We start from the raw sequence: 19,579 nt of genomic DNA, 5'->3' as shown, positions 1-19,579 counted from the left end.
ATCAATTGAACCGTCTTTATTTTCTTGTCCATAATGTGTAATGTAGTGATGCAACATATATCGCCCTCCTTTGAGCGTAAGAAAAACACCTAGCTAATTCGCTAAATGTTTGTTAGTTGAATAGATATATCTGCTATCTAGCTTTAGCAGCTTTTTCCTTTGCATCTCGCAAGCGATTTCCTGCAGCCTCAATCATTTCATCGGTAATCACAGGCACCATAGTACATCTACAATTTGGATGCGCTGGAATATCAGGTAAGTTTTCTATATCAAACTCTTTGCGATTAAGTTTACGACATATCTTACTGGTCTTGTCATCCATTGTCGCAATCCATTTGAGTTTGCTGTAGCCTTTAGCACGATATGACTCAATCTGACCTTGATTAAGGGCGTGCATGTACTCAGTGCGTACAAGCCTTTGAGTTTGACTGCGCCCGACGTCAAGACGGACATCAATAGTATTTGCAACTTCATAGATTGATTTACCTTGGATAATACCATTAGTCAATTCGGACTTTAACGAATTGATTAGCTGCGCTTTATTTTTCCAAATCCTATCAGAGAAGTTTGCATCATGCCAAGGTCTTTTGATCAGTTCATCAATTGCTGACTTATTCAACACATTCGTGTTCAGTACATCCGCAGCTGCCTGACTGCCTACTAAAGTAGCGTGTTGTAACGATTGCTTCGTATAATCAACTTCTTTAGTACCAAGTTGTAAGACCGAATCATTGATTTGCTTTTCAATCTTTTGGAGATTATTATACCTGTAAAAGTCTGATATTAAAGGCTTTTCAATGTTCAGCTTTTGGTAAGTATCAAAGATTTCAGCTTTAATATCTTTAGATGCCTGCTGATAGACTGAGAGCCACTGCCTTGTCGCTTGCTCATTCTCGTTGTAAGCTTTGTGCAGTGGATTCTGCAACCTTCGTTGCCAGTAAGTCATCTTCGCCATTAGCCGTCACCTCCTGCCCAACAGAAGCAAAATTAAAACCGTTATTACTAGCCTGTTCCTGTTCCTCTGCAATCGTTTCAAGTTCAACTTTGACATCAGGCACAATATCATCACCAAGCTGAGCGAGTTGTGTTGATTTGGAAGTAATGCCATTCAGCATCTGAACGAACTGAGCGATCTCTTGTGAGTTCTGAGGTAAGTTTGCCTTGAACGTGATGCCAATCGTCAGCGGGTCAAATACTTTAGATTTAGTTGACAGAAATCCACTAATCATTTGCAGCCGTTTAAACAAGGCTTTTTTCATCCATTTGACTTTTTCCAATCGTATCTGTTCAAGTCCTAACAGTTTGTACCTGATAGCAACACCTGATGCGTTATTAGCAAAATTCTGGTCACTCATGTCAGGGACAAAAGATAGTTTGTGGATATCTGAATCAAGTCGATTCTTAATATTTTCAGCGTATGCGTCGTTAATGTTCTTGACCAGCCAAGTAACATCTCCGCCATCGTTGACCTTAAATCCGCCGTTTGCTTTTGCTTGACGTATATCCTCTGGTGTGGTTGCGTTGAGATTTCTAAACACCATCATGGCATCGGTGTTGTCAGTCAAATCATTCACGCTGTTTGACACAGAAAGATTATAAGCGTCATTCATAGTGACGATTGGCTCAAAGTCACCTTGCTCCCACCGATTATTCTTAAACTGAATAACTGGACAAGCACCAATTTTATGAGGTTCATCATATTCTTCAACGAATGATGAGACATTTATTTCTGATTTGATAGTGTTAAAAGAACTCTTAGTTCGTGTATATGAGTAGACACGTCTAGATGTATCGTCATAGACTGTCATAGTGACTTTAATCTTATTGCCTTTCAAATCATCTTCGTCAAAGACGATTGCATCTGTTACGCTTTCACGTATCTTACCATCAGTGATTACCATGACATTCATTGGATCAACAGCTTCAAAGCAATATTTACCTTGTTCATCAAGCCATTGAAGCTCATAAGACTCACCATAGATTGACATGAACAGCAAATGATCGCTATTGACAGATGGCTCTGAGTTAAAAGAGAAGATGTCAGACAAATCTTGAACATCTTCCATCTTAGTATAATTCACGTTACCAGTGTAACCAGTAACAATCGTGCTGATATAGCGAGGGAAGTTGTGGACGATCTTCGCGTCCTTCTTACCTTTGCGGTTAGCTTTCCGCAAGATATCATGGTTACCTTTGTAGGCATTCAGTAATTGCTTTAATCTTAAACGTCTGTTCATGACGTGGCTTTCATATAATTTTCGTGCTTCTTCAAATGTTAGCATGTTACTCCTTATCTAAATCCAAACTCTGAGATGTCAAATGACTGTAATTTGTTAGCGTTTGAGATTGCTCTAATTGCAGTTGCCAAACTATCAGGCGCATCATCATGTTCTGCGTTCTCTGTGTAATCTAATATCTCATTGATGTAATCTGCATCAGTACCTTTAACGAAAATTATCCTAGACCAATTCGATCTAAGATAATTAGATATTTTGATAAACTTATTTTCCTTTTCGTGGTAGGTTTGAGTTGGTATTCTCAACCCTTCAACTTTCTTAGCAACGTAACCTTTATCCGCATTAAGTTCAAGGTGCATTGTTCCGGCTTTATAGTTAGCGTGATGCTTGCTTACCTCGCTAAGGCAATCGTCTACGTGCCTGCCTTGCCATAATTTACCAAATACAAATAGCTTATCGTCACGTTCTTTTATAATCGTGTACGCTGTACCATCAGATCCACCAAAGGCCGCATCAAGTTGACCAATGCCATCATATATCTGATCAGTTAATTTACCGTCATCAATTGTCGGATTGGTAAACATGGCATCAGCATCAGCAATATGTTTCAACTCATAGTTAGCTGCAAACAAAGATGGTGTCATTACTTCCCTAAGTTTCTGCAATTGATTATCAGTAATCAAGCCTGTTTGGTGACAGTCAAAACGTTGGATATTAGGCATCTTTGAGATTGCATCATCCTTATGCCAAGGCGTGCCAGTATTAATGAATCGACCACCACGATTTTTCACGTTCTGAAGTTCCTGATATTGAAGTTTAGTCCGCTCACGTTCAGCTTTTGACACACGATCCTTGATGTTAACGATATCATCAGTGATCACGATATCCGCATGCTTACCAGTCAGCGATGCATATATCCCCATGCCAAGTAATTGAGATGTACCACGAGATGAAGATTTAAGGTTCGTATCTAATTCTGTGGTAGTATCTTTTAGAAACTTCAACTCAACACTATACAGTACTTTAGTAAGTATTTGAAAATGGTCTGATTTCAATATCTTAGAAACCTGAACAATGATTTCTACAACGTCCGTGTCGGTTTTCCGCAAGAATATAACATTCTTATTTGGGAATAATATCATAAGCAACGCAATAGCCACAGCTAGTGTAGTAGTCTTGTACGATCCACGATGGGCAAGTAGTGTCTGATCATCTCTTGCAAACAAAAAGGACTTGAGCCACTCATTGTGAATGTCTACTAAGTCCTTGAAGCCTACTAGATTACCAAATTTTATAGGATCAGTTTTAGTTAAATTGAGATACTGCTTTTTCTTTTCGTTCATGATGTATCACCATCCGAGAAGTATTGCTCAATCTCTTTTGCTGACTCAGAAATGTCAAGAGAACCGTTGATAGTCGTTTCAGTCTTTTCAACTAACAAGCCTGCCATTTGTAGTAAAATCTTGCGATCCTGAAATCCTTTCTCAGTTAAGGCAAAGGTGTAAGATGCGTTGAGAATGTCAGATACTTTACCTTTGATTAAATCTAGAGTTGTTTCGTTAACAAGCTTCACAAAATCAGGCTTTTTCATGGCTTTGTAATATGTATTTTTAGCAACTTCGGCGACTGAACACATCTCTTCAACGTTTTTACCCACATTATCGGGGTTTACCAAGGCTTCAAGCAACCTATTTTCCGCTTTAGTAGGTCTATATTCGTTCACTTTTGTACCACTTTTTGACATTCTCATCACCTCCTTTCGCTTTTAATATAATCAAATCTTTCTATACAACTTCATGCCCTCGCCAAAGTCACACGGTAAACTCTAGTCTTTACGATTGGTATATTCGAAATCATTTATAGCATCCTGCAGCTTTTCCAGAACAAGATTACTTATCCACTTACCTACAACATATCTTGCAATTACGTAGCCAACAACGCCACCAATAATTGAACACAATAAAGCAATAGTTAAAATCATAACCCATCCCAAACCCTTCCTACTTTGAATCTAAGCCAAAGTAATCAGTTAACTGTAGTTTCAATTCATCTAAACTTTTCGATTCATCAATGAACATCTTGATATCATCTTTGGTAATATCTTTATCTAAAGTGTTCTCATATACTTGATCAGCTACCATATAAGCAGGTGTCTCAACATATCTTGCACTTTGCGGCAATAGCTCTAGCAGCACTTCGTATCTTTCACGCATATCAATGAAACTGCTGATATAATCAATGACATCGACATTATTTTTATATTTTTCGTATTCTTCTGGTAAATTTTGAATAACCATTTCATGAGCAATAGCATCCCACTCTTCAACACTTATCCGTCCTCCTCTGACAAGCGATCCGTAAACAATCTCTTTACCGCCAACATTTACTTTATATTCTTTTGCCATTATCTTCCTCCACACAAAAAGCCACAGCGCACGCTATGACTATAAATACTTTAAATTTTTTTCCACACATAGGTTGTTAATGCTATGCGATCGTTACTGACAACGCGGGCATCGAACCCGCTTACAAATCGCAGACGCAATCCATAAACTACCAAGTGTTGTCAATTGTGGACTAACCACAATGATAAATGCCAACCTGCAAACATTTTAGCGACTAGAAACTTGTGTAGCTGTTAGGCTACTTTGAGTTCTTGTTTAGCAATTAATTTAAAGGCGACAAATAGTACTGCAAACCAAATACACAAACTTACGGCAATAGATGCCTACTGAGAATACAGGACTCGAACCTGTGACATTTGCGTTAACAGCGCAATGTTCTACCAACTGAACTAATTCTCATTAATCATGCGGTTTTTCTCCAACCACAACAATACTCTTATTATTAAGCTACTAACCCAACAGGCTCTACTTAGAGTAGCAACTCTCTAAGCTCCTATTGCTTTTAATGTTAGGACTGAGACCGAAACTCATCAACTTTCACACGATTTAGATTTTATAATATATGCTTTTTATTATATTCATCTAGTTTTGCCTTGTGCTACTCATACCAGGCGCTTTTCTTATACCAGCATTTCTACTGTTCACGGCAAATCGGATTGTTTTGCAATTACTGAGGTTTTGAAGAAGGCTACAAACTCCTACCACTAACTCAGCCAGACAAACTAATTTCTTAGTCGTCCAATTCTATCCAACGAAAAGACCTATGCTTTATAATTATATTATTGTGGCACACTTCCGTTTTCGCACTAGCGTTTACTAGCCTTGATTTAACTCACGGTAATCAAGCAACGTCTCAACAGGATATACCCTATCTTACATCTGCTACTTTAAGTTTTTCAACTAAAGAAAGTGTCTCGGACGTATATCACTACGCTTCAACCGAGATGCACAAAAGGAAAAAAAGAGAATCGAACTCTTAAACGAAATTCGCCATTGACTTAGCAGGTCAATTAGTCTTACCAATAGACAAGTCTTTCCGTGCGCTAGTCTTTCCTAGCAGTCAAAAAATCACAATAAACCTAGCTTGCTTTTAGTGTGGTTCAAGCTCGCACATATCCATGTACGCAGGACATGCCTGCAATAATACTTTAGATGGCTGAACAGTACTCACTTAGCTTCTCCCCCGCTACCTGTAAAAGAAGCACCAACTATAGAAATTATCAGATTCATGCGGTAATACGTAATTAATGTGTGTGATTGAATATTTATCCGCAATCATCATAATACTATTTTATCAGTTATTTCACGTTGTTCTCCCCTCTCTATTTCCGTGTTTTTTCCGCATTTTTTCCGTTTCTGACTTCCCTTGGAATCCTTCCAAAATCCCACGTTTCAGCAAAAAGGCTAAGTGCTTTGTCAAGTCCTTTTTCGTACAGCCAGGTATCACCATAATTCAACTGGTTACAGATAGCATACAATTGCTTGCCTTCAATGTATTTCAGCCTCAGCAAGCTAACATACACACCGTCATCTCCTTGACATGCATTGATTGACCGCTCAATCTCCTTATATCGCATTCTCAGGTCTTTAGCCTCTTCTAAAGCTGCCAGATAGTGAATCATTCTGTCTTCTGATGAGTTAGACAGATTCTGCGACCTAGGCATATCTGAAAAAGTCGGGCTCTTAACATCTGGCGCTTCTGCTTGCAACATCATGCGTTCTCTACGCTTTAACACTCGATAGCTATTCAGCGCTTCTTTAGCGTATTCGATTATTTGTTCTCGCTCTTGTTCTGACCAATCTAAACCTAAATCGTACAATGTCACTCCTTTCTATACGAGTCGAATTCGACCCCTTTAAATATCAATATGGCGCTTTGTAGCTACCAGTCATTGACCAGCGATATTAGTTTGTCTGTATTTTTCCATAACTTTGGGATATTTACTAACAAATTTTAATTGTTCTTGATGCAAACGATCGGACCAATGAAAAAGTCTATCAATTTCTGCTAAAGCGCTCAACTTTTGGTAGATCTCTTTAATGTAAAACTCTGCATTTCCTACTGATTTCCAATATGCTGATGTTCTCACAGAGTCCCCATTTTCAGCAAGTTTATGTGTGTTAATATCCGCATTTTCTTTTTTCGTCATCAGATTATCAATTTCTTTGAATATAATCTTTAACAACTTTATTTGGTAGTTTTGTACTATTTCCTCTGTTTTCATCTCTACTCACTTTCCAAACCTTGCTATTTCAATATTTGCCGACAACGTACCAGCCGACTATGTACCCATCTTTGTCTCTAAATTCAGCAAACTCTTTTTTAAAATCATCTTTATTTTCGCCTTTTTCAAATAACGGCTTAAATTTCATCATCTTACATCCTCTCAAAACGCCTCACACGCCACTTTAACATTCAGGTACATAATTTATACCAAAACTATATTAAAGTGTCGTCATCGCTAAATCTCTGCCTCACAAGTGCTTTGTAATCAATTTACCTCGTTTTGCTGTTGTGCCTAAATTTTTAGCATTTCGATTAACAGCATCTGCATCCCCTTTAATTAAATTTCTAATTTCAAACAAGCAAAATTCTTCATATGTCAAATTTTGACCAGTTTGTAAGTTGTGCAGTCTTCTTCTCAACTCAACTTCTGGGTTTTTCATGGCTCTACCTCATTTTTCTCATAGCTACCAATATTTAATTTGTCTATTTCTGATTGAGTGAAATGGCATTGTTCAAATTCAGACATATCAGCTCCATTTGGGTATCTTTCATGTTGAAGTTTTGTTTTTTGAGCATGAGCAAGATATAACGAAGCAAAGTCATCTTGTTCGCTTAAATCAATATGTTTGAGAATGTACTTTTTCTCTTTCTCGACCGTGTAACCGTCAATCCAAGATTTTACAAATTTATTAGCATTATCATCAACAAAAATCCAATCATGTACATGTTTCCAGTCTTCATTTTCAAGTGGTAATTCTGTAAGTTTCATATCAATCAACTTGATTGCGCCATATGCAGAATAATGATCAGGTATCGATTCTATAGCATCAGCAATAATCTGCGGCACTACTACAAGTGGTTTAGGTGGTTGCCAATCCTTGAACTCATTGCTAATCGTATCAATCAAAAGTCCTGCATTTGCTTGGTCTCTATCAATTTCATCCCAAGCCTTTGATACTAGTTCTGAACTATTCAATTTTTCTGTAAATTCTGTAAATTCTATCATTTCATCTTCTCCTTAATTAAATACTGCTCAATTTCCTTGTCTTTAGTCGTCAAAGCTCGCTCCATATTATTGATACGGTTGTAAATCCGTATCTGTTCACGCTTTACCTTGCTAGTCTCTAGTGTTGACATAAGCGATACAGCACCGAACAAACATAGCAAGATTAGTATCACGTATAACCATGACGTGCTGATTGCATCTTGTTTTTTAGTCATTTGATACCTCCAAGCTGATTATTAACCCACAAGCGATTCGATTATTGAAATCATCTGCCATTTTCTGAAATTGCTCGGCATCTTCTCGCTCTATTTCTTGCCCAATTATAAACGTACTATCAAAGTATTCGTTAAAAGATTTCATCCAATTAATATCATCTTTTTCAACTTTTATAATCATTTTAGTCATCTGTCACCTCAATTAATTCTGGATGTAGCCAAGCACGCATTAGTTCATTTTCAGTAAATTCATTATAAAGATTGGCACCCGAACCTAAGCAAATCCAAAAATTTTCAAATCCAAAATCTGATTCTCCTAAAAATTGCATAAGCTCATCTTTTTGTTCAAATGTCATCTTGATTTTTGGTGCATAGGTTTCTTTTAAACCCTCAATTAAATCAAATAAGTCATAAGTTCTGATTGTAATAGAATCTTTAGCCTTAATTGTTTTATCGCTGTAATCAAAACTCACAATTTCATACTTTTTATAGAGAGTTTTATAAACTTCTTCAAATGTCATTTTTATACCGACCTTTCAACTTTTCCTCAATTTCAGCAATACGCTTGCGATGTTTTCGCTCGTCTAATATATAAATTATCATCAACACTTCTATCATAACTCCTGCGATTAGTAATAGTTTCATACGTCCTCCAATAATTCAGGGTTTTGATACACATCTCCTACTACCGTAAGGCATTTTAAGTCTTTGCTAAGACCCATACTTGTCCCATCTCTAGTAAACATTCCATTTATAAAAACTACTTCAAAGTTTTTATTTAAAGTTAACGTGCCAGAACCAGTCATTGGATTTCTAAATGTGCGATCTACGTTAACGATATCCCCTTCGAATATTTCAACACCATTCTTATCATGCAGTCCTGTTGATTGCATGACGACGTAATCGCTGAAAGTATCATCATTAACTCGCAAGTCATCGTACCACCAGTCTAATTGAACTACATCGTCCATTGACTTGTACTTTCTGTCGTAAACTCTGAATTTTAGTTCCATATCTACTCCTCGTCCAACTCGTCATACAGAAAACCGACTGTCAAAAACTCATCAAACCGTTTGAAGTAATTATAAATTCCTTGACCCATGATATTGCTCGGATTCGTGCCTTCTGAACGACTGCGATGTAATCTGTGATAAAGATTGTCCGCTTTTTTATGATCGCTTTCAAGAAATCTTGAAATATCTTTCAATCCTTTTTTATTTTCTTCCAGCATTTTGTCAACGTTATTCCAGAATAATTCTCCGAAAGTTTTATCACTCATTTTTTATCTCCTCAATTTCAATCTCAATACTATTTTTCTCACTATAAAATTTCTTGACTTCCAACCAGCAAATCTGACTGTCATCGACATAGAATCTTAGCTTTGTCATGTAATCTTGTAACCCTTTGAGCAAGTTATCCAAGTCTGGTTTTGTTGTTTTCCATTGCCACCATTTCTTTTTCTGCTTAATAGCATAGTGAAATGTCACAGATAATTTAATCGGTATCATTTTATCGGAGATAGGGTTTTTAGGGCGATTTTTGATTAAATGATTTAATAGCTCCGTGTTTTTAGTTCCTTTTCGGTCAAATCTAATCATCTTTCCGTTGATAAATTTCACGCCTTTTTGCTGATTAGTCGTCGGCATTTTTGATAATTCAAATAAAAACTTCACTCTTCCTCCTAAAATGGTAATACCAGCTTATAAAATAGCCATTCTGTTACCTTTTATCGCAAATTTAACAGATGCAGGTAACTTATCCAGTCTGCTGTCTGCGTCTGCGAAAGTGTACAAAATAAACTTTTTATTCTGTAACATCCTCATCAAACTCAGAAACTGACTTTGTTCATCTGGTGAATAATCTCCAAGATTATCAACAATAACCATTTCTGAACGTTCAATAGCCCCTTTTTTATCAATCAGTCTCTGCTTATTTTCTGGACTCATATAAGCATTTTTAGACATCGATAGATACTCGTGAACCATAATTTTTTCAACATGCTTGTGTTCTCCTCTGAATTTTTCGATGACCCATTTTTGGAATGCCTCTAGTTTTTTCAAAGATTCCATATCATAAGCAAATTCAATAACGCCAGATTTTTCTAAGTCATATCCTTTTTGAGCTTTAAATTTAGCTAAAATATCAGATAAGCTAGTTTTAGTTTGTTTAAATTCTCCATCAGATATAACGTCTCCGTCAGATTCTTCGTTTTGAGGGTTATATCTAACTACTTGTCCAGTACTTGCATCTCGTATCGTCCAGTCAGGCAATCCTCCAAACTCCATAGTCTTAGCTATTTTTTTGTTTTCTACACAAATTTTACAAGCCTTTGTTTGAGGCCTCAGCTTATGACTTACTAAATGTTCTTTGGTGTGTACACTGCAACACTCATCAAGTACTACTAAGTCTTTAGCTAGACTCGCAAGTGGTTTTTCATTTTCTACAATCGGCTCTAAGTATTCAGTCATACTTCTCTAAACCCTGCTTTCTTCTCAGCCCACGTCCAATCTGACTTATCGTCAGTTCCAGTTGTCTTACTTCTGCTAAACTTGTTATCATCAGCTTCAACATCAGAAAGAGTTTTTATATTGTTCTTAGACCATGATTTCAATATCTGAACTGAATAAGCATATTGCTTTTGCCTGAATATGGCACGCTTCATAGATTCGTAAACTAGATCATAGCCGTAATCTTTAAGATTGAACTTTATATCTTCTGAGATAAGTTGACTGATAACACCGAAATTCCCTTGATAGAAATCAGTTAATTTTTTATAATCAGAATCAGCATTATCTTCTTTCTCTGATTCTGACTCTATCTTTATCTCTGACTCTATCTTTATCTCTTTATCTAATTCTATCTCTATCTCTGTTGGACAGCGGTTGGACAATGGTTGGACAATGTCCAACTTTTTGACATCTTCTTTCTTTCTCGTGTCCCTTTTGTATTTACTCCAATTAGTCTCTTGGTCAATCAGCGCAGGAACTTGAAGCATTTCAATGTCGTTGCTATCATTCAATTGAATAAGACCTGACTTGGTAAATAAATCCAAGGTCATTGCGACATTTTCGATATCTTCATCAAGTTGCAATGATAACTCTTCTACAATATTTTCTAGAACACCCTCAAAATAAAGAACTCCGTTATTTTGCAATGATTCAAGCATGAGTTTTTGGTAAATGATGACCATCGTGTCACCTCCCGCTAACCTCCTAGCTTTTTTAATAGCTAAATTCTTGTAAAAATTGTTATCTAGTTTAAGCCAAAAATATATTTTTGTTTTACTTTTACTAGCCATTTGTACCTCCAAACATCACGATAGCCGTCTGGCTTTTCAAGTGGATAAGTTTATCTACCAGCTCGCCATAACTAAGTTCTAGCAACTTTTCCCTGTAAGGGTCACCTTTTTCATACTTCCAGTTATTGACACCAAAAGCGTCAATTAATTCTTCTTTAGTCATTTTTCACCTCTTAGAATGGCAGGTCATCTGAATTCAAGTCCATTGGCGAATTACTAGAAAGTGGGTCACTATCGCGTCCGAAATTAGGTGTAGACGATTGCTGTCTAGCTTGTTGTTGCTGCGGTTTGTACATTCTTTCAACCGTTGGGAAAACAAAATTGTTATTTTTGTATTGTCCGTCATCTTTTTGTTCAATTCGACCGCTGATTGTCAAAACATCGCCTTCGTGAACCTCAAAGTTGATGAAGGTTGATGCGTATACCCAACTACCGTCTTTATCCTTGATAACAGGAACGCTAACAACCTGTTTTTGACCATTTTTGGTATTAACTGTCCGCATGTTCTTTTCTGTTAATTGTGTTGTTACTGTGATAATTGCCATATTATGCCTCTTTCATCGCTTTTGAGTATTCTTTAATTGCTTTTAATGCCTGTTCATGTTCCATCTCTTGCCAAGATTTGATAAGCTCGATTTCTGGTTTATACTTCTTATTAACCCAATCGATATTGGCTGCTACTTTTTGTTCTGGAGTTAATTCTGGTTTAGGGTGAGCTTTTGGTTGTTGTGTATTCTTTGGTTGTTGGTTATTTTTAGCTTGTTGGCTTGCTCCATTGCCATCGTCATCTGGGTCACTTGCAATACCAAATGCAGTACTTAAACTGTAACGTCTGGCATATGTTGTAGCACTACCAGCACTCTGTGGGTCATTCTTTACTGGCTTAACTTTAGACCCTTTAATTACTATATACTCGCCAGATTCATGTAAGACGATAGTATCTACTCTCAGATACCCTTCTTCCAAGTCTTCGATTTCTTGAATATAACTAAGACCTGTATCTATCATGGCTTCGTCTACTACCTGAACAACGTTTTCTAAAGGTACATATTTACTTTTAAAAAAAGGATTGTTCGCATCTTTCAATGGCTGTTTCAGTTTTTTCTTGAAATTTGCAAATGCTTTAAATAGTTCTGCTTTTGTTTCTGATGTCTCCATCTCACACCTTCCACTTCAGTGCTGGATTCTTTTCTCCGATTACAATCAAGTCAGATATTTCATCCTCAAATTTTTCACCGTAAATTTTTTTAAGTTCATTTAGGCTTTTAAAACTAACACAATCCCAACCGTGCTTGATAACCAATTCACGCTTACGTGCGTTGTTATCAGCAATCGTTTTTGTTTTAGCTGGCTTACCAAAATCCACCATGCTAAATCGTTTTCCAGATTCCAAACGGCTTTTAAGTTCTTCCTCTCCAGCTTTTGGTAATTTAGCAAATCGTTTGCTCTCGTATATAAATTGTGCTAACGTTTCATCGTCCAACTGCTTAATGTAATCTGGCGTTAAGGCTACTACTTGGCCAGTATCTAAGTCTAGCGCTTCGCCAATGTTTCTAATTTCAAATGCCATTATTCTGCTCCTTTTCAGCTTCATAATCCTCGATGATACTTTCAAGCTCGATGACCAATCCCTCAAAACCTGTGTATCCTTGTGACCTGAAATGCTTAATCTCATCGATGATTTTGTTGAGTGTGTCATTCATCGTCAGCACCTAGCCATTCGCTGACTTCTTCGACTGTTTTTAGAAAAGCGTTCCCCTCAACCGTGAAATTTTCTTTGACAAATAAAGATTTGAGAGCAATGAATTTCCCAAATTTATTTTCTAACAAATCGCCATCTTTAACTTCAAAAGGCTTGCGACCATGTTTGTAAAACGTCAATGCAACTTCATATTCTGCGATTTCTTCTGGTGTTGCGTGTCTGGTTTTTTTATTTATTACTCCAAAAGCTGTATCTTTAATTTCACAATCTTTCTTTATATACCAAAGTCCTTCAATTCCGGAAAAATCATTTGTTAAATCTTCTTCTAACCTTACAATTCCACTTCCATCTATAAATATTTCACTTGATACAATATCTCCAACTTTAAATTCAGGCTTTAGAGATTCCAGATACTCGTCAATCTTTTCGATTAGCTTTTTAGCAGACGATTCGGCTTCTTTTAAGTCGGATTCTGCTGACAATGTACATCTAGCAAATAAATCAATCGCTACAGATACATCAAAGAGGTTTTTCTGCAATTTGTGTTTCATTTCTTCTTGTGTCATGTTTTCTCCTTTTGCTTTGTATTCGATGAGGGTCTCATCGCTATGCCGCTCTTTAAAGCACTCTCCGTCAGAAATGGAAATTGCACCACATCTGTCATAGATATAAACATCTTTACCGTACCTTTTAAACTCATCAGAATGTGTTGGCTTTTTTCTATTTCTCCATTCACAACCATTTTCTTCAAGCTCAATCATCAACGCGTCGTAATCTTCTTGTGTTTCAGTGTGGTAAATTTTCATGGTTTCTCCTCAATACCCTCTAGTCATATACCGTGCATATCTCACGATATCGCTATACGTGCGTTCTAAGCCTTGTTTAGTCCATACTGTCCATTTATGCGTTGAGTGGTTAAACTGCGCCTGTGCGCCTTCCTGAGCGCCATGTGTAGCTATTAATACGTCAATCATTATTGCCTCCAAGTTTCAAAGCGATTAGGGCAAGCGATATAGCTTTAGCTGTTTCTGTGTTATTTGGGTTTCCTAAATTACCAATATATCCAGAAATATCAATTAACTTGTCTTCCAGTTCTTTGATTGTTTGCGATTTTAATGAATCACTAGGAAGATTATTTTTCATTCCGCTTACTCCAATATTCTACATTTTGACCGTTGTGCTTATCTAGCTGCGCTGCTAGTTTTGCGTGGTTACTTGGTTCGAATTTTGTCGGTTTGTTGGCCATCTAAAACTCCTTGTCTTCAAAGACAAATTTAGGTTTCCTAGTAAGTGGTTTATATCTATCTTTCCAAATAATCCATGCATCAAATGCAGCAAGATTGGTCACTCTGCCTCTGATACCTCTCGTAAATTCTCCTTGTGTAAACTCATCAAAATCTCTGAGTTTATTTTGGACAGTCCTTTTGGCTTTAACCCAATCCTCGTGTTCTTCTGATATTTTGCAATAGTACTTGGTAATTTCAATATCATCAGCATACGGGCTTGCAATCTCATAGATTGATTTTATTTTTACGATATTTACATTAGACATCATCTATCTCCTTTTTGTGGTATAATCAAGTTATAATTATTTAATGTGAGCCAGTTTGCCGACTGGCTTTTTTTGTGTTCAGCTAACTAACTCATCTTGTTCAACTAAAGGAAAATAACCATTTTTCTTCAAAACTTCATAAAGGAACTTACGCCCTTTTTGTTTCCAAGTCGTTGTAATTGATGTCCGTGCAATACCTTTGCTGTCTACAAAGTCTCTTGTACGACTACCGATGTAACCTTTGCCCATGTATTTCGAGTAAAGTACCCATTGCTTATTAACTTTGCGTTGAATGCGCAAATCATGCAAGATGCGATTGAATGATACTGCGCTATATCCGTAATCCTGTGCTATTTGAGTTGTTAAGATGTCGTCAGGACTTTCAAGAATTAGATCGAGATAAGTTGTTTTTTGTCTGACTTCCTCTAACTCAACTTGCAACTGCTGTTTATCAAATTCAAGTGACTTAATTTGTTCTCCTGCCTGGATAAGCAAGTCAGCTAGACCATTGCCATGTAGAACGTCTTGTGCTTTCTTGTCTGTCATATATGCACCGTGTTTGCGGATTGTTGGGAGTACTTCGCTTGTAACCCAACGGCGTAAAGGTTTAGCTTGTGGATTGTTTGAACGCAATAGAATTGTGTATAAACCACTTTCGTTTACGATAGTCGCATCAGAACCTGAGTGTAAACTTTGTTTACCCTTATCTTCTTCGTCTACCATTTGCGCTAAACTCCTTGAATTGCTAGCGCCTAATACTTTGGCAATATCTGCCACGACAAACCAAGGTTCATCATTGATTGTGATAATGCGGACATCTTGACCGCTGAAATTAAAATTTTGTAATTCGTTCATATCTTTTCCTTTCTAAGACACTAGATGTTTGGATATACCATTAAATGGTATATCGGGATAAAAATTAATGAGCGTGTAGTTTGTATCATACAGCTCACAAAGTTTATCGATATTTGGTGGTGTTGGAAAAGTCACTCCTCTCTCCCAATTTGATACTGCTTCTTTTGACACGCCGATTTTTTCTGCAACTTGTTTTTGTGTCAAATCATGCAATAACCGATGTTTTTTAAGTGGCAAAGCTTCGTTTTTCATAAACAAACCCCTTTCTATAGTTTTTCCTAGTCCCAAGCGGGCTTTTTTTATTTATCAAACATCATACTCATGAACTTAGCTTTCCAGTCCGTCGTACTAACACCGTTCGAGTTGTTTTGTTTGATATGAGTTAATTATATACCATTTAATGGTATATGTCAACCACAAAATGGTATTTTCCTTGTTTGTTTTTATTTATATACTTTTCAACTTTACATTCATACCATTAAAAAGTATAATAGTACTATGGAAGATAAAATAAAAGGACGTACTGGTAATCTTGGTAATAAAGAGACAATGTCTTTTAATATAAAAAGATTACTTGATTCAAAACGAATGAATCCGCATCAATTTGCTGATACTATGGGTTTTAAATATACAACTGTAATGAATTGGATAAAAGCGAATTCTTACCCACGTATAGATAAGATAGAACTTATGGCTAGGTACTTTGGCGTAGATAAATCTGACTTAGTAGAAGAATACAATCCTATTAAAGAAAAACAATCTACTACTAAACAAATCCTAGACAATATTTTCAATAAACTTGAAAAACCAAGGCAAGATAAAGTAGTTGCTTATGCCAAATCTGAACTCGACGAACAAAACAAAGTCGTGGAAATAGCAGATTATCAAATAGAAAAGGAATATCCTTATTATGATGATGCTGTTTCAGCCGGTACAGGTCAATACATCGGAACTAGTCAACGAGAAACAATAACGTTACCTGTTGACTTTGATGCTGATTATGTTGTACCAGTTTATGGCGACTCAATGGAACCTGAATATCATGACGGAGATTATATCTTCATTGAATCGACTGTCAACTTGAATGATGGAGAGATTGGCGTGTTTGAGTATTACGGCGACACTTACGTTAAGCAGTTGATATTAGAGGACGACCACGCTTGCTTGCATAGCTTTAACGAGAAATACAAGGATATGAAAGTAGATGCAGACAGCGATTTCAGAATACTTGGGCGAGTAGTTGGAAGATATTCGGAATAATTAAAAAACCTACCTTAAAACGGTGGGTTTTGGTGTATAAAATATAGGAGATTATTATGAAGAATGACGTAAAAGTTATAGAGCATAACCTTTCTTGCAGATGTCATCGTCGAGAAGAAACGTTTGAAATAGAAGTCAAGTCATTTACTGTTCAATATTCAGCTAAATCAGCTGACAGTCCACCTATGTCAGACAACGACAAACGTGTGATCGCAGATGCTTTAAAAAACTACAAAAATAGTTAGATTGAATTAACTGTAATAAACATATCGTGCAGATAGGATTCACGTTAAAAGCTTAAAAGGAGTTTCAAAAATGGGAAAAAGAGATGAAAAAGTTGCTAAGGCTAAAAAACCTTTATTTAAAAAATGGTGGTTTTGGTTAATTATTGTCATTGTGATTGCTGGTGCTGTTGGCGGTGGTAATAAAGATAAAACAAAAGAATCAGATACCGAAAAAACAGCTAAAGTTGAAACAAAAGAATCAAAAACAGAATCAAAAACAGAAAAATCAGCACCTAAAAAATCTGAAAAACAAGTATTTGGAATTGGTCAAGATGTAACTGTCGGAAAAGTTGTCTACAGAGTGGACGGAAAAGAAGTTGCTGATACAGTAGGCAATGAGTATGTCAATTCAACTGCTAAAGGTAAATTCCTAGTGTTAAATGTCACGGTTACGAATAACGGAGACAAAGCCATTACTGTTACCGATGACTTTTTCAAACTTTATAAAGGAAAGACTGAATTTAAAGCAGACACAACAGCTACAATGTATGCTAATCAAGCCACAAATGGTGATAGCGCCGCTTTCTTTTTACAAGAACTTAACCCTGAATCTACTTTGAGTGGTAAAGTTGTATTTGACGTAAGCGAAGATACAATCAATGACCCATCGACTCAGTTGCAAGTACAAACTGGAGTTTGGGGAACGCAAACAGAAAAAATCAAACTAAACTAAACTAAAATAAAAAACGTTACTCACTCCCTCGCCAAAGATTGTGGGCGAAATATCGTGCAGATAGGATTCACGTTAAAAGCTGGAGGAGATTGTTATTGTGGAGAGTATTGAATTTATTGATGAAGAATCAAAAAAACTTGTGAGATTTTGGGATAAGTTTAATGTGATTTATACTATTTTTAGTATTAGCATTATAATCATTGGTTTTCTGGTAGTGGCTACTGCTAAAAATGAAATAAGTGATTATGAAGCTGCAAAAATTGCACTAAAGAGCGATTATTACAGCGCTAGTGACGATGTTGATGATGTGGAATACTCTGACATCATGGAGGCTAAGAATGAGCATGTTGATGGTTTAAAATGGAGTATTGCTTTCTCTATTCTGATAATCGGCAGTGGTTATGTACTTCTTCAGTATAAAGGAATCCAACTTTTAGTAAAACACTTTGCTAATGTCGCAGAAACAAAAGGCTTACAAAATGAGATATACAAATTGAATTATGCTCAATTGATAAATTTAGATAAATAAAAAAAACGTCACCCACTCCCTCCGCAAAAAGATTGTGAGTAACGATATAGAAACGTAGTAAAAAGGATGACTACCTTTTTATTTTACCACAGAAAGGACTATAAGCCAATGTGGGTAGAACCAAAAATAAACGGAAAATTCAGTTTAAAAGAACGGTATATTGATCCAAATACTGGTAAGACGCGTAAAGCTACTTTGACAATTGAAAAAGATACTCCTCAAGCCATCAATAAAGGTCGAGTGGCGCTACTAGAAAAAATAAACAGTCTTACAAATACAGAGTCACGAAATAACTCTAAAACATTTGGGGAAGTATACGATGAATGGTTCAAGTATTATAAAATCCAAAAAAAAAGAACGAGTTGGATAAAAGTTCCGTTTATGATGGATAAACATATCTTACCATATGTCAGAAGAGAAATACTGATTGATAAAGTGAGCTCAGCCCTTATTATGCAGGTAATAGATAACATGTATACCTTTGGGAATTATTCTTTAAACTATACAAAACAAACCAGGACAACTTTGTCAGCTATCCTATCCTTTGCAGTCGATAAAGAATATATCAAAACAAATCCAGTTACTAAAACTAAAGTGATGCCGAAACGAGAAATTGAAAGACAGCAAAGAAAAAAGTTGAATGATAAATATTTAGAAAAAGAAGAATTACATGTATTATTAGATGCTCTATACGCAAATCCCAGACACCAATTGCATGCTATGATATCCGAGTTTCTATCATTAACTGGTCTAAGGTATGGAGAATTACAGGCTCTTCAATGGAAAAACTTTACCGGAACTTCCGTTAATGTAGAAGGTACACTCGATTATACGCTATCAAAAATATCTGATGCCGTTAAGACATCAACAAAAAATCAAAGCTCTGAAAGAGTGGTTGATTTACCACAGAAGGCTATTGAAATACTCTATGATATTAAAGTGATTAATACAATGAAATATAATGTAGATTCAGAAAACTACATTTTTCTATCAACCTCAAAGTATCCATTAACTATTCACGCTTTCAACTCTATCATTAAACAAGTAGCTAAAAATGTTGGAATCACAAAGACCGTTACGAGTCACATATTCCGTCATACGCACGTTTCTATTTTATCTGAGTCAAACATACCGCTCAAGGCTATAATGGAACGTGTGGGGCATTCTGACGCTAATACGACACTTCAAATTTATAACCACGTGACCAAGAAGTCAAGAGAAATTATCACAAATGCTCTTGACAATATTTTTTAGCTTTTAATGCCCCCTTTTTGCCCCTTTTTATAAATTTTAGAATAAAATAAAAAAAGAACCCTTTGTTTACAAGGGTTCTTTA

Annotated in this window: 36 protein-coding genes and 2 tRNA genes; 5 read left to right on the top strand and 33 right to left on the bottom strand. The window is 36.2% G+C overall.

Annotation, left to right across the window (positions count from 1 at the left end):
* Positions 1–133 precede the first annotated feature (133 nt).
* The 33 genes from HZR21_RS08650 to HZR21_RS08500 all read right to left on the bottom strand — a co-directional run bounded on the left by HZR21_RS08650 (position 134) and on the right by HZR21_RS08500 (position 15,749).
* On the bottom strand, positions 134–955 hold the full coding sequence (locus HZR21_RS08650) for a minor capsid protein (RefSeq protein WP_180747314.1): 822 nt from the start codon (positions 953–955) through the stop codon (positions 134–136).
* On the bottom strand, positions 888–2,282 hold the full coding sequence (locus HZR21_RS08645; protein ID WP_180747313.1) for a phage portal protein: 1,395 nt from the start codon (positions 2,280–2,282) through the stop codon (positions 888–890). Before HZR21_RS08645 ends, HZR21_RS08650 begins: the two co-directional genes overlap by 68 nt.
* An 8-nt stretch (positions 2,283–2,290) precedes the next feature.
* A complete protein-coding gene (locus HZR21_RS08640) occupies positions 2,291–3,580 on the bottom strand; it encodes a terminase family protein (RefSeq protein ID WP_180747312.1) in 1,290 nt (429 codons plus the stop codon).
* Positions 3,577–3,981 carry a phBC6A51 family helix-turn-helix protein gene (locus tag HZR21_RS08635; RefSeq protein ID WP_180747311.1) on the bottom strand — a complete coding sequence of 135 codons (405 nt, stop codon included), beginning with the start codon at positions 3,979–3,981 and terminating at the stop codon, positions 3,577–3,579. The genes HZR21_RS08640 and HZR21_RS08635 overlap by 4 nt, the downstream gene beginning before the upstream one ends.
* 81 nt (positions 3,982–4,062) lie before the next feature.
* Complete coding sequence (locus HZR21_RS08630; RefSeq protein ID WP_180747310.1) at positions 4,063–4,218, bottom strand: hypothetical protein; 156 nt, start codon at positions 4,216–4,218, stop codon at positions 4,063–4,065.
* Positions 4,219–4,237: 19 nt separating this feature from the next.
* On the bottom strand, positions 4,238–4,642 hold the full coding sequence (locus HZR21_RS08625; RefSeq protein WP_180747309.1) for a hypothetical protein: 405 nt from the start codon (positions 4,640–4,642) through the stop codon (positions 4,238–4,240).
* 326 nt (positions 4,643–4,968) lie between these two features.
* Positions 4,969–5,041, bottom strand: a tRNA-Asn gene (locus HZR21_RS08620).
* Positions 5,042–5,595: 554 nt separating this feature from the next.
* Positions 5,596–5,680, bottom strand: a tRNA-Ser gene (locus tag HZR21_RS08615).
* Positions 5,681–5,964: 284 nt separating this feature from the next.
* Positions 5,965–6,468, bottom strand: a complete 504-nt coding sequence (locus HZR21_RS08610) for an ArpU family phage packaging/lysis transcriptional regulator (RefSeq protein WP_180747308.1) — start codon at positions 6,466–6,468, stop codon at positions 5,965–5,967.
* A gap of 63 nt (positions 6,469–6,531) precedes the next feature.
* Entirely contained in the window at positions 6,532–6,867 is a 336-nt protein-coding gene (locus tag HZR21_RS08605) for a DUF1140 family protein (RefSeq protein ID WP_180747307.1), read from the bottom strand.
* Between the two features lie 28 nt (positions 6,868–6,895).
* Positions 6,896–7,018 carry a hypothetical protein gene (locus HZR21_RS11960; RefSeq protein WP_259276405.1) on the bottom strand — a complete coding sequence of 41 codons (123 nt, stop codon included), beginning with the start codon at positions 7,016–7,018 and terminating at the stop codon, positions 6,896–6,898.
* Between the two features lie 99 nt (positions 7,019–7,117).
* Positions 7,118–7,309, bottom strand: coding sequence for a hypothetical protein (locus HZR21_RS08600; RefSeq protein WP_180747306.1), 192 nt, complete (start codon positions 7,307–7,309; stop codon positions 7,118–7,120).
* On the bottom strand, positions 7,306–7,875 hold the full coding sequence (locus tag HZR21_RS08595) for a DUF1642 domain-containing protein (RefSeq protein WP_180747305.1): 570 nt from the start codon (positions 7,873–7,875) through the stop codon (positions 7,306–7,308). The genes HZR21_RS08600 and HZR21_RS08595 overlap by 4 nt, the downstream gene beginning before the upstream one ends.
* Complete coding sequence (locus HZR21_RS08590) at positions 7,872–8,090, bottom strand: hypothetical protein (RefSeq protein ID WP_180747304.1); 219 nt, start codon at positions 8,088–8,090, stop codon at positions 7,872–7,874. Before HZR21_RS08590 ends, HZR21_RS08595 begins: the two co-directional genes overlap by 4 nt.
* Complete coding sequence (locus HZR21_RS08585) at positions 8,083–8,280, bottom strand: hypothetical protein (protein WP_180747303.1); 198 nt, start codon at positions 8,278–8,280, stop codon at positions 8,083–8,085. The genes HZR21_RS08590 and HZR21_RS08585 overlap by 8 nt, the downstream gene beginning before the upstream one ends.
* A complete protein-coding gene (locus HZR21_RS08580) occupies positions 8,273–8,611 on the bottom strand; it encodes a hypothetical protein (RefSeq protein ID WP_180747302.1) in 339 nt (112 codons plus the stop codon). The genes HZR21_RS08585 and HZR21_RS08580 overlap by 8 nt, the downstream gene beginning before the upstream one ends.
* Positions 8,601–8,735, bottom strand: coding sequence for a hypothetical protein (locus HZR21_RS11955; protein WP_259276406.1), 135 nt, complete (start codon positions 8,733–8,735; stop codon positions 8,601–8,603). The genes HZR21_RS08580 and HZR21_RS11955 overlap by 11 nt, the downstream gene beginning before the upstream one ends.
* Positions 8,732–9,061: a YopX family protein gene (locus tag HZR21_RS08575; protein ID WP_180747301.1), complete on the bottom strand. Its 330-nt coding sequence runs from the start codon at positions 9,059–9,061 to the stop codon at positions 8,732–8,734. Before HZR21_RS08575 ends, HZR21_RS11955 begins: the two co-directional genes overlap by 4 nt.
* Before the next feature lie 44 nt (positions 9,062–9,105).
* Positions 9,106–9,369, bottom strand: coding sequence for a hypothetical protein (locus tag HZR21_RS08570; RefSeq protein WP_180747300.1), 264 nt, complete (start codon positions 9,367–9,369; stop codon positions 9,106–9,108).
* Positions 9,362–9,763 carry a RusA family crossover junction endodeoxyribonuclease gene (locus HZR21_RS08565; protein WP_180747299.1) on the bottom strand — a complete coding sequence of 134 codons (402 nt, stop codon included), beginning with the start codon at positions 9,761–9,763 and terminating at the stop codon, positions 9,362–9,364. The genes HZR21_RS08570 and HZR21_RS08565 overlap by 8 nt, the downstream gene beginning before the upstream one ends.
* 27 nt (positions 9,764–9,790) lie before the next feature.
* Positions 9,791–10,558 carry a hypothetical protein gene (locus HZR21_RS08560; protein WP_180747298.1) on the bottom strand — a complete coding sequence of 256 codons (768 nt, stop codon included), beginning with the start codon at positions 10,556–10,558 and terminating at the stop codon, positions 9,791–9,793.
* Positions 10,555–11,388, bottom strand: coding sequence for a phage replisome organizer N-terminal domain-containing protein (locus HZR21_RS08555; RefSeq protein WP_180747297.1), 834 nt, complete (start codon positions 11,386–11,388; stop codon positions 10,555–10,557). The genes HZR21_RS08560 and HZR21_RS08555 overlap by 4 nt, the downstream gene beginning before the upstream one ends.
* Positions 11,381–11,551 carry a hypothetical protein gene (locus HZR21_RS08550; RefSeq protein ID WP_180747296.1) on the bottom strand — a complete coding sequence of 57 codons (171 nt, stop codon included), beginning with the start codon at positions 11,549–11,551 and terminating at the stop codon, positions 11,381–11,383. The genes HZR21_RS08555 and HZR21_RS08550 overlap by 8 nt, the downstream gene beginning before the upstream one ends.
* A gap of 10 nt (positions 11,552–11,561) precedes the next feature.
* Positions 11,562–11,933, bottom strand: coding sequence for a single-stranded DNA-binding protein (locus HZR21_RS08545; protein WP_180747295.1), 372 nt, complete (start codon positions 11,931–11,933; stop codon positions 11,562–11,564).
* A 1-nt stretch (position 11,934) separates the two neighbouring features.
* Complete coding sequence (locus HZR21_RS08540) at positions 11,935–12,546, bottom strand: ERF family protein (protein WP_180747294.1); 612 nt, start codon at positions 12,544–12,546, stop codon at positions 11,935–11,937.
* Position 12,547: 1 nt separating this feature from the next.
* On the bottom strand, positions 12,548–12,958 hold the full coding sequence (locus tag HZR21_RS08535) for a hypothetical protein (RefSeq protein WP_180747293.1): 411 nt from the start codon (positions 12,956–12,958) through the stop codon (positions 12,548–12,550).
* Positions 12,948–13,091 carry a hypothetical protein gene (locus HZR21_RS08530; RefSeq protein WP_180747292.1) on the bottom strand — a complete coding sequence of 48 codons (144 nt, stop codon included), beginning with the start codon at positions 13,089–13,091 and terminating at the stop codon, positions 12,948–12,950. The genes HZR21_RS08535 and HZR21_RS08530 overlap by 11 nt, the downstream gene beginning before the upstream one ends.
* Positions 13,084–13,896 (bottom strand): hypothetical protein, encoded by an 813-nt coding sequence (locus tag HZR21_RS11630; protein ID WP_219605602.1) that lies wholly within the window; start codon positions 13,894–13,896, stop codon positions 13,084–13,086. The genes HZR21_RS08530 and HZR21_RS11630 overlap by 8 nt, the downstream gene beginning before the upstream one ends.
* A gap of 9 nt (positions 13,897–13,905) precedes the next feature.
* On the bottom strand, positions 13,906–14,064 hold the full coding sequence (locus tag HZR21_RS08520; protein WP_180747291.1) for a hypothetical protein: 159 nt from the start codon (positions 14,062–14,064) through the stop codon (positions 13,906–13,908).
* Positions 14,057–14,233 carry a hypothetical protein gene (locus HZR21_RS08515; protein ID WP_180747290.1) on the bottom strand — a complete coding sequence of 59 codons (177 nt, stop codon included), beginning with the start codon at positions 14,231–14,233 and terminating at the stop codon, positions 14,057–14,059. Before HZR21_RS08515 ends, HZR21_RS08520 begins: the two co-directional genes overlap by 8 nt.
* Before the next feature lie 103 nt (positions 14,234–14,336).
* Positions 14,337–14,642: a hypothetical protein gene (locus HZR21_RS08510; protein ID WP_180747289.1), complete on the bottom strand. Its 306-nt coding sequence runs from the start codon at positions 14,640–14,642 to the stop codon at positions 14,337–14,339.
* Positions 14,643–14,720: 78 nt separating this feature from the next.
* Entirely contained in the window at positions 14,721–15,497 is a 777-nt protein-coding gene (locus tag HZR21_RS08505; RefSeq protein WP_180747288.1) for a phage antirepressor, read from the bottom strand.
* A gap of 12 nt (positions 15,498–15,509) precedes the next feature.
* The gene (locus HZR21_RS08500) at positions 15,510–15,749 is read right to left on the bottom strand and encodes a helix-turn-helix transcriptional regulator (protein WP_180747287.1); all 240 of its coding nucleotides are present in this window, start codon (positions 15,747–15,749) and stop codon (positions 15,510–15,512) included.
* A 246-nt stretch (positions 15,750–15,995) separates the two neighbouring features.
* On the opposite strand from HZR21_RS08500, the gene HZR21_RS08495 reads away from it, so the two are divergent.
* The 5 genes from HZR21_RS08495 (at position 15,996) to HZR21_RS08475 (ending at position 19,497) form a co-directional block, all read left to right on the top strand.
* Entirely contained in the window at positions 15,996–16,757 is a 762-nt protein-coding gene (locus tag HZR21_RS08495; RefSeq protein WP_180747286.1) for a LexA family transcriptional regulator, read from the top strand.
* Between the two features lie 56 nt (positions 16,758–16,813).
* Positions 16,814–17,002 (top strand): hypothetical protein, encoded by a 189-nt coding sequence (locus HZR21_RS08490; protein ID WP_180747285.1) that lies wholly within the window; start codon positions 16,814–16,816, stop codon positions 17,000–17,002.
* A 70-nt stretch (positions 17,003–17,072) separates the two neighbouring features.
* A complete protein-coding gene (locus HZR21_RS08485; RefSeq protein WP_180747284.1) occupies positions 17,073–17,714 on the top strand; it encodes a DUF4352 domain-containing protein in 642 nt (213 codons plus the stop codon).
* Positions 17,715–17,811: 97 nt separating this feature from the next.
* A complete protein-coding gene (locus HZR21_RS08480) occupies positions 17,812–18,243 on the top strand; it encodes a hypothetical protein (RefSeq protein WP_180747283.1) in 432 nt (143 codons plus the stop codon).
* A 108-nt stretch (positions 18,244–18,351) separates the two neighbouring features.
* The gene (locus HZR21_RS08475) at positions 18,352–19,497 is read left to right on the top strand and encodes a tyrosine-type recombinase/integrase (protein ID WP_180747282.1); all 1,146 of its coding nucleotides are present in this window, start codon (positions 18,352–18,354) and stop codon (positions 19,495–19,497) included.
* Positions 19,498–19,579: the final 82 nt, after the last annotated feature.

The organism is Pseudolactococcus laudensis (assembly GCF_013449735.1).
GTDB classification, from domain to species: domain Bacteria; phylum Bacillota; class Bacilli; order Lactobacillales; family Streptococcaceae; genus Pseudolactococcus; species Pseudolactococcus laudensis.
This window is presented reverse-complemented; position numbering and strand designations above follow the sequence as displayed.

Excerpts from the sequence above, each read along its gene's own strand:
- HZR21_RS08530 (WP_180747292.1), bottom strand. The coding sequence starts at position 13,091 with ATGAATGACACACTCAACAAAATCATCGATGAGATTAAGCATTTCAGG.
- HZR21_RS11955 (WP_259276406.1), bottom strand. The coding sequence starts at position 8,735 with ATGAAACTATTACTAATCGCAGGAGTTATGATAGAAGTGTTGATGATA.
- HZR21_RS08590 (WP_180747304.1), bottom strand. The coding sequence starts at position 8,090 with ATGACTAAAAAACAAGATGCAATCAGCACGTCATGGTTATACGTGATA.
- HZR21_RS08550 (WP_180747296.1), bottom strand. The coding sequence starts at position 11,551 with ATGACTAAAGAAGAATTAATTGACGCTTTTGGTGTCAATAACTGGAAG.
- HZR21_RS11630 (WP_219605602.1), bottom strand. The coding sequence starts at position 13,896 with ATGAAAATTTACCACACTGAAACACAAGAAGATTACGACGCGTTGATG.
- HZR21_RS08500 (WP_180747287.1), bottom strand. The coding sequence starts at position 15,749 with ATGAAAAACGAAGCTTTGCCACTTAAAAAACATCGGTTATTGCATGAT.
- HZR21_RS08505 (WP_180747288.1), bottom strand. The coding sequence starts at position 15,497 with ATGAACGAATTACAAAATTTTAATTTCAGCGGTCAAGATGTCCGCATT.
- HZR21_RS08650 (WP_180747314.1), bottom strand. The coding sequence starts at position 955 with ATGGCGAAGATGACTTACTGGCAACGAAGGTTGCAGAATCCACTGCAC.
- HZR21_RS08570 (WP_180747300.1), bottom strand. The coding sequence starts at position 9,369 with ATGAGTGATAAAACTTTCGGAGAATTATTCTGGAATAACGTTGACAAA.
- HZR21_RS08475 (WP_180747282.1), top strand. The coding sequence starts at position 18,352 with ATGTGGGTAGAACCAAAAATAAACGGAAAATTCAGTTTAAAAGAACGG.
- HZR21_RS08545 (WP_180747295.1), bottom strand. The coding sequence starts at position 11,933 with ATGGCAATTATCACAGTAACAACACAATTAACAGAAAAGAACATGCGG.
- HZR21_RS08635 (WP_180747311.1), bottom strand. The coding sequence starts at position 3,981 with ATGTCAAAAAGTGGTACAAAAGTGAACGAATATAGACCTACTAAAGCG.
- HZR21_RS08595 (WP_180747305.1), bottom strand. The coding sequence starts at position 7,875 with ATGATAGAATTTACAGAATTTACAGAAAAATTGAATAGTTCAGAACTA.
- HZR21_RS11960 (WP_259276405.1), bottom strand. The coding sequence starts at position 7,018 with ATGATGAAATTTAAGCCGTTATTTGAAAAAGGCGAAAATAAAGATGAT.
- HZR21_RS08640 (WP_180747312.1), bottom strand. The coding sequence starts at position 3,580 with ATGAACGAAAAGAAAAAGCAGTATCTCAATTTAACTAAAACTGATCCT.
- HZR21_RS08600 (WP_180747306.1), bottom strand. The coding sequence starts at position 7,309 with ATGAAAAACCCAGAAGTTGAGTTGAGAAGAAGACTGCACAACTTACAA.
- HZR21_RS08575 (WP_180747301.1), bottom strand. The coding sequence starts at position 9,061 with ATGGACGATGTAGTTCAATTAGACTGGTGGTACGATGACTTGCGAGTT.
- HZR21_RS08580 (WP_180747302.1), bottom strand. The coding sequence starts at position 8,611 with ATGACATTTGAAGAAGTTTATAAAACTCTCTATAAAAAGTATGAAATT.
- HZR21_RS08560 (WP_180747298.1), bottom strand. The coding sequence starts at position 10,558 with ATGACTGAATACTTAGAGCCGATTGTAGAAAATGAAAAACCACTTGCG.
- HZR21_RS08585 (WP_180747303.1), bottom strand. The coding sequence starts at position 8,280 with ATGACTAAAATGATTATAAAAGTTGAAAAAGATGATATTAATTGGATG.
- HZR21_RS08605 (WP_180747307.1), bottom strand. The coding sequence starts at position 6,867 with ATGAAAACAGAGGAAATAGTACAAAACTACCAAATAAAGTTGTTAAAG.
- HZR21_RS08490 (WP_180747285.1), top strand. The coding sequence starts at position 16,814 with ATGAAGAATGACGTAAAAGTTATAGAGCATAACCTTTCTTGCAGATGT.
- HZR21_RS08485 (WP_180747284.1), top strand. The coding sequence starts at position 17,073 with ATGGGAAAAAGAGATGAAAAAGTTGCTAAGGCTAAAAAACCTTTATTT.
- HZR21_RS08535 (WP_180747293.1), bottom strand. The coding sequence starts at position 12,958 with ATGGCATTTGAAATTAGAAACATTGGCGAAGCGCTAGACTTAGATACT.
- HZR21_RS08630 (WP_180747310.1), bottom strand. The coding sequence starts at position 4,218 with ATGATTTTAACTATTGCTTTATTGTGTTCAATTATTGGTGGCGTTGTT.
- HZR21_RS08540 (WP_180747294.1), bottom strand. The coding sequence starts at position 12,546 with ATGGAGACATCAGAAACAAAAGCAGAACTATTTAAAGCATTTGCAAAT.
- HZR21_RS08555 (WP_180747297.1), bottom strand. The coding sequence starts at position 11,388 with ATGGCTAGTAAAAGTAAAACAAAAATATATTTTTGGCTTAAACTAGAT.
- HZR21_RS08625 (WP_180747309.1), bottom strand. The coding sequence starts at position 4,642 with ATGGCAAAAGAATATAAAGTAAATGTTGGCGGTAAAGAGATTGTTTAC.
- HZR21_RS08515 (WP_180747290.1), bottom strand. The coding sequence starts at position 14,233 with ATGAAAAATAATCTTCCTAGTGATTCATTAAAATCGCAAACAATCAAA.
- HZR21_RS08645 (WP_180747313.1), bottom strand. The coding sequence starts at position 2,282 with ATGCTAACATTTGAAGAAGCACGAAAATTATATGAAAGCCACGTCATG.
- HZR21_RS08520 (WP_180747291.1), bottom strand. The coding sequence starts at position 14,064 with ATGATTGACGTATTAATAGCTACACATGGCGCTCAGGAAGGCGCACAG.
- HZR21_RS08495 (WP_180747286.1), top strand. The coding sequence starts at position 15,996 with ATGGAAGATAAAATAAAAGGACGTACTGGTAATCTTGGTAATAAAGAG.
- HZR21_RS08510 (WP_180747289.1), bottom strand. The coding sequence starts at position 14,642 with ATGTCTAATGTAAATATCGTAAAAATAAAATCAATCTATGAGATTGCA.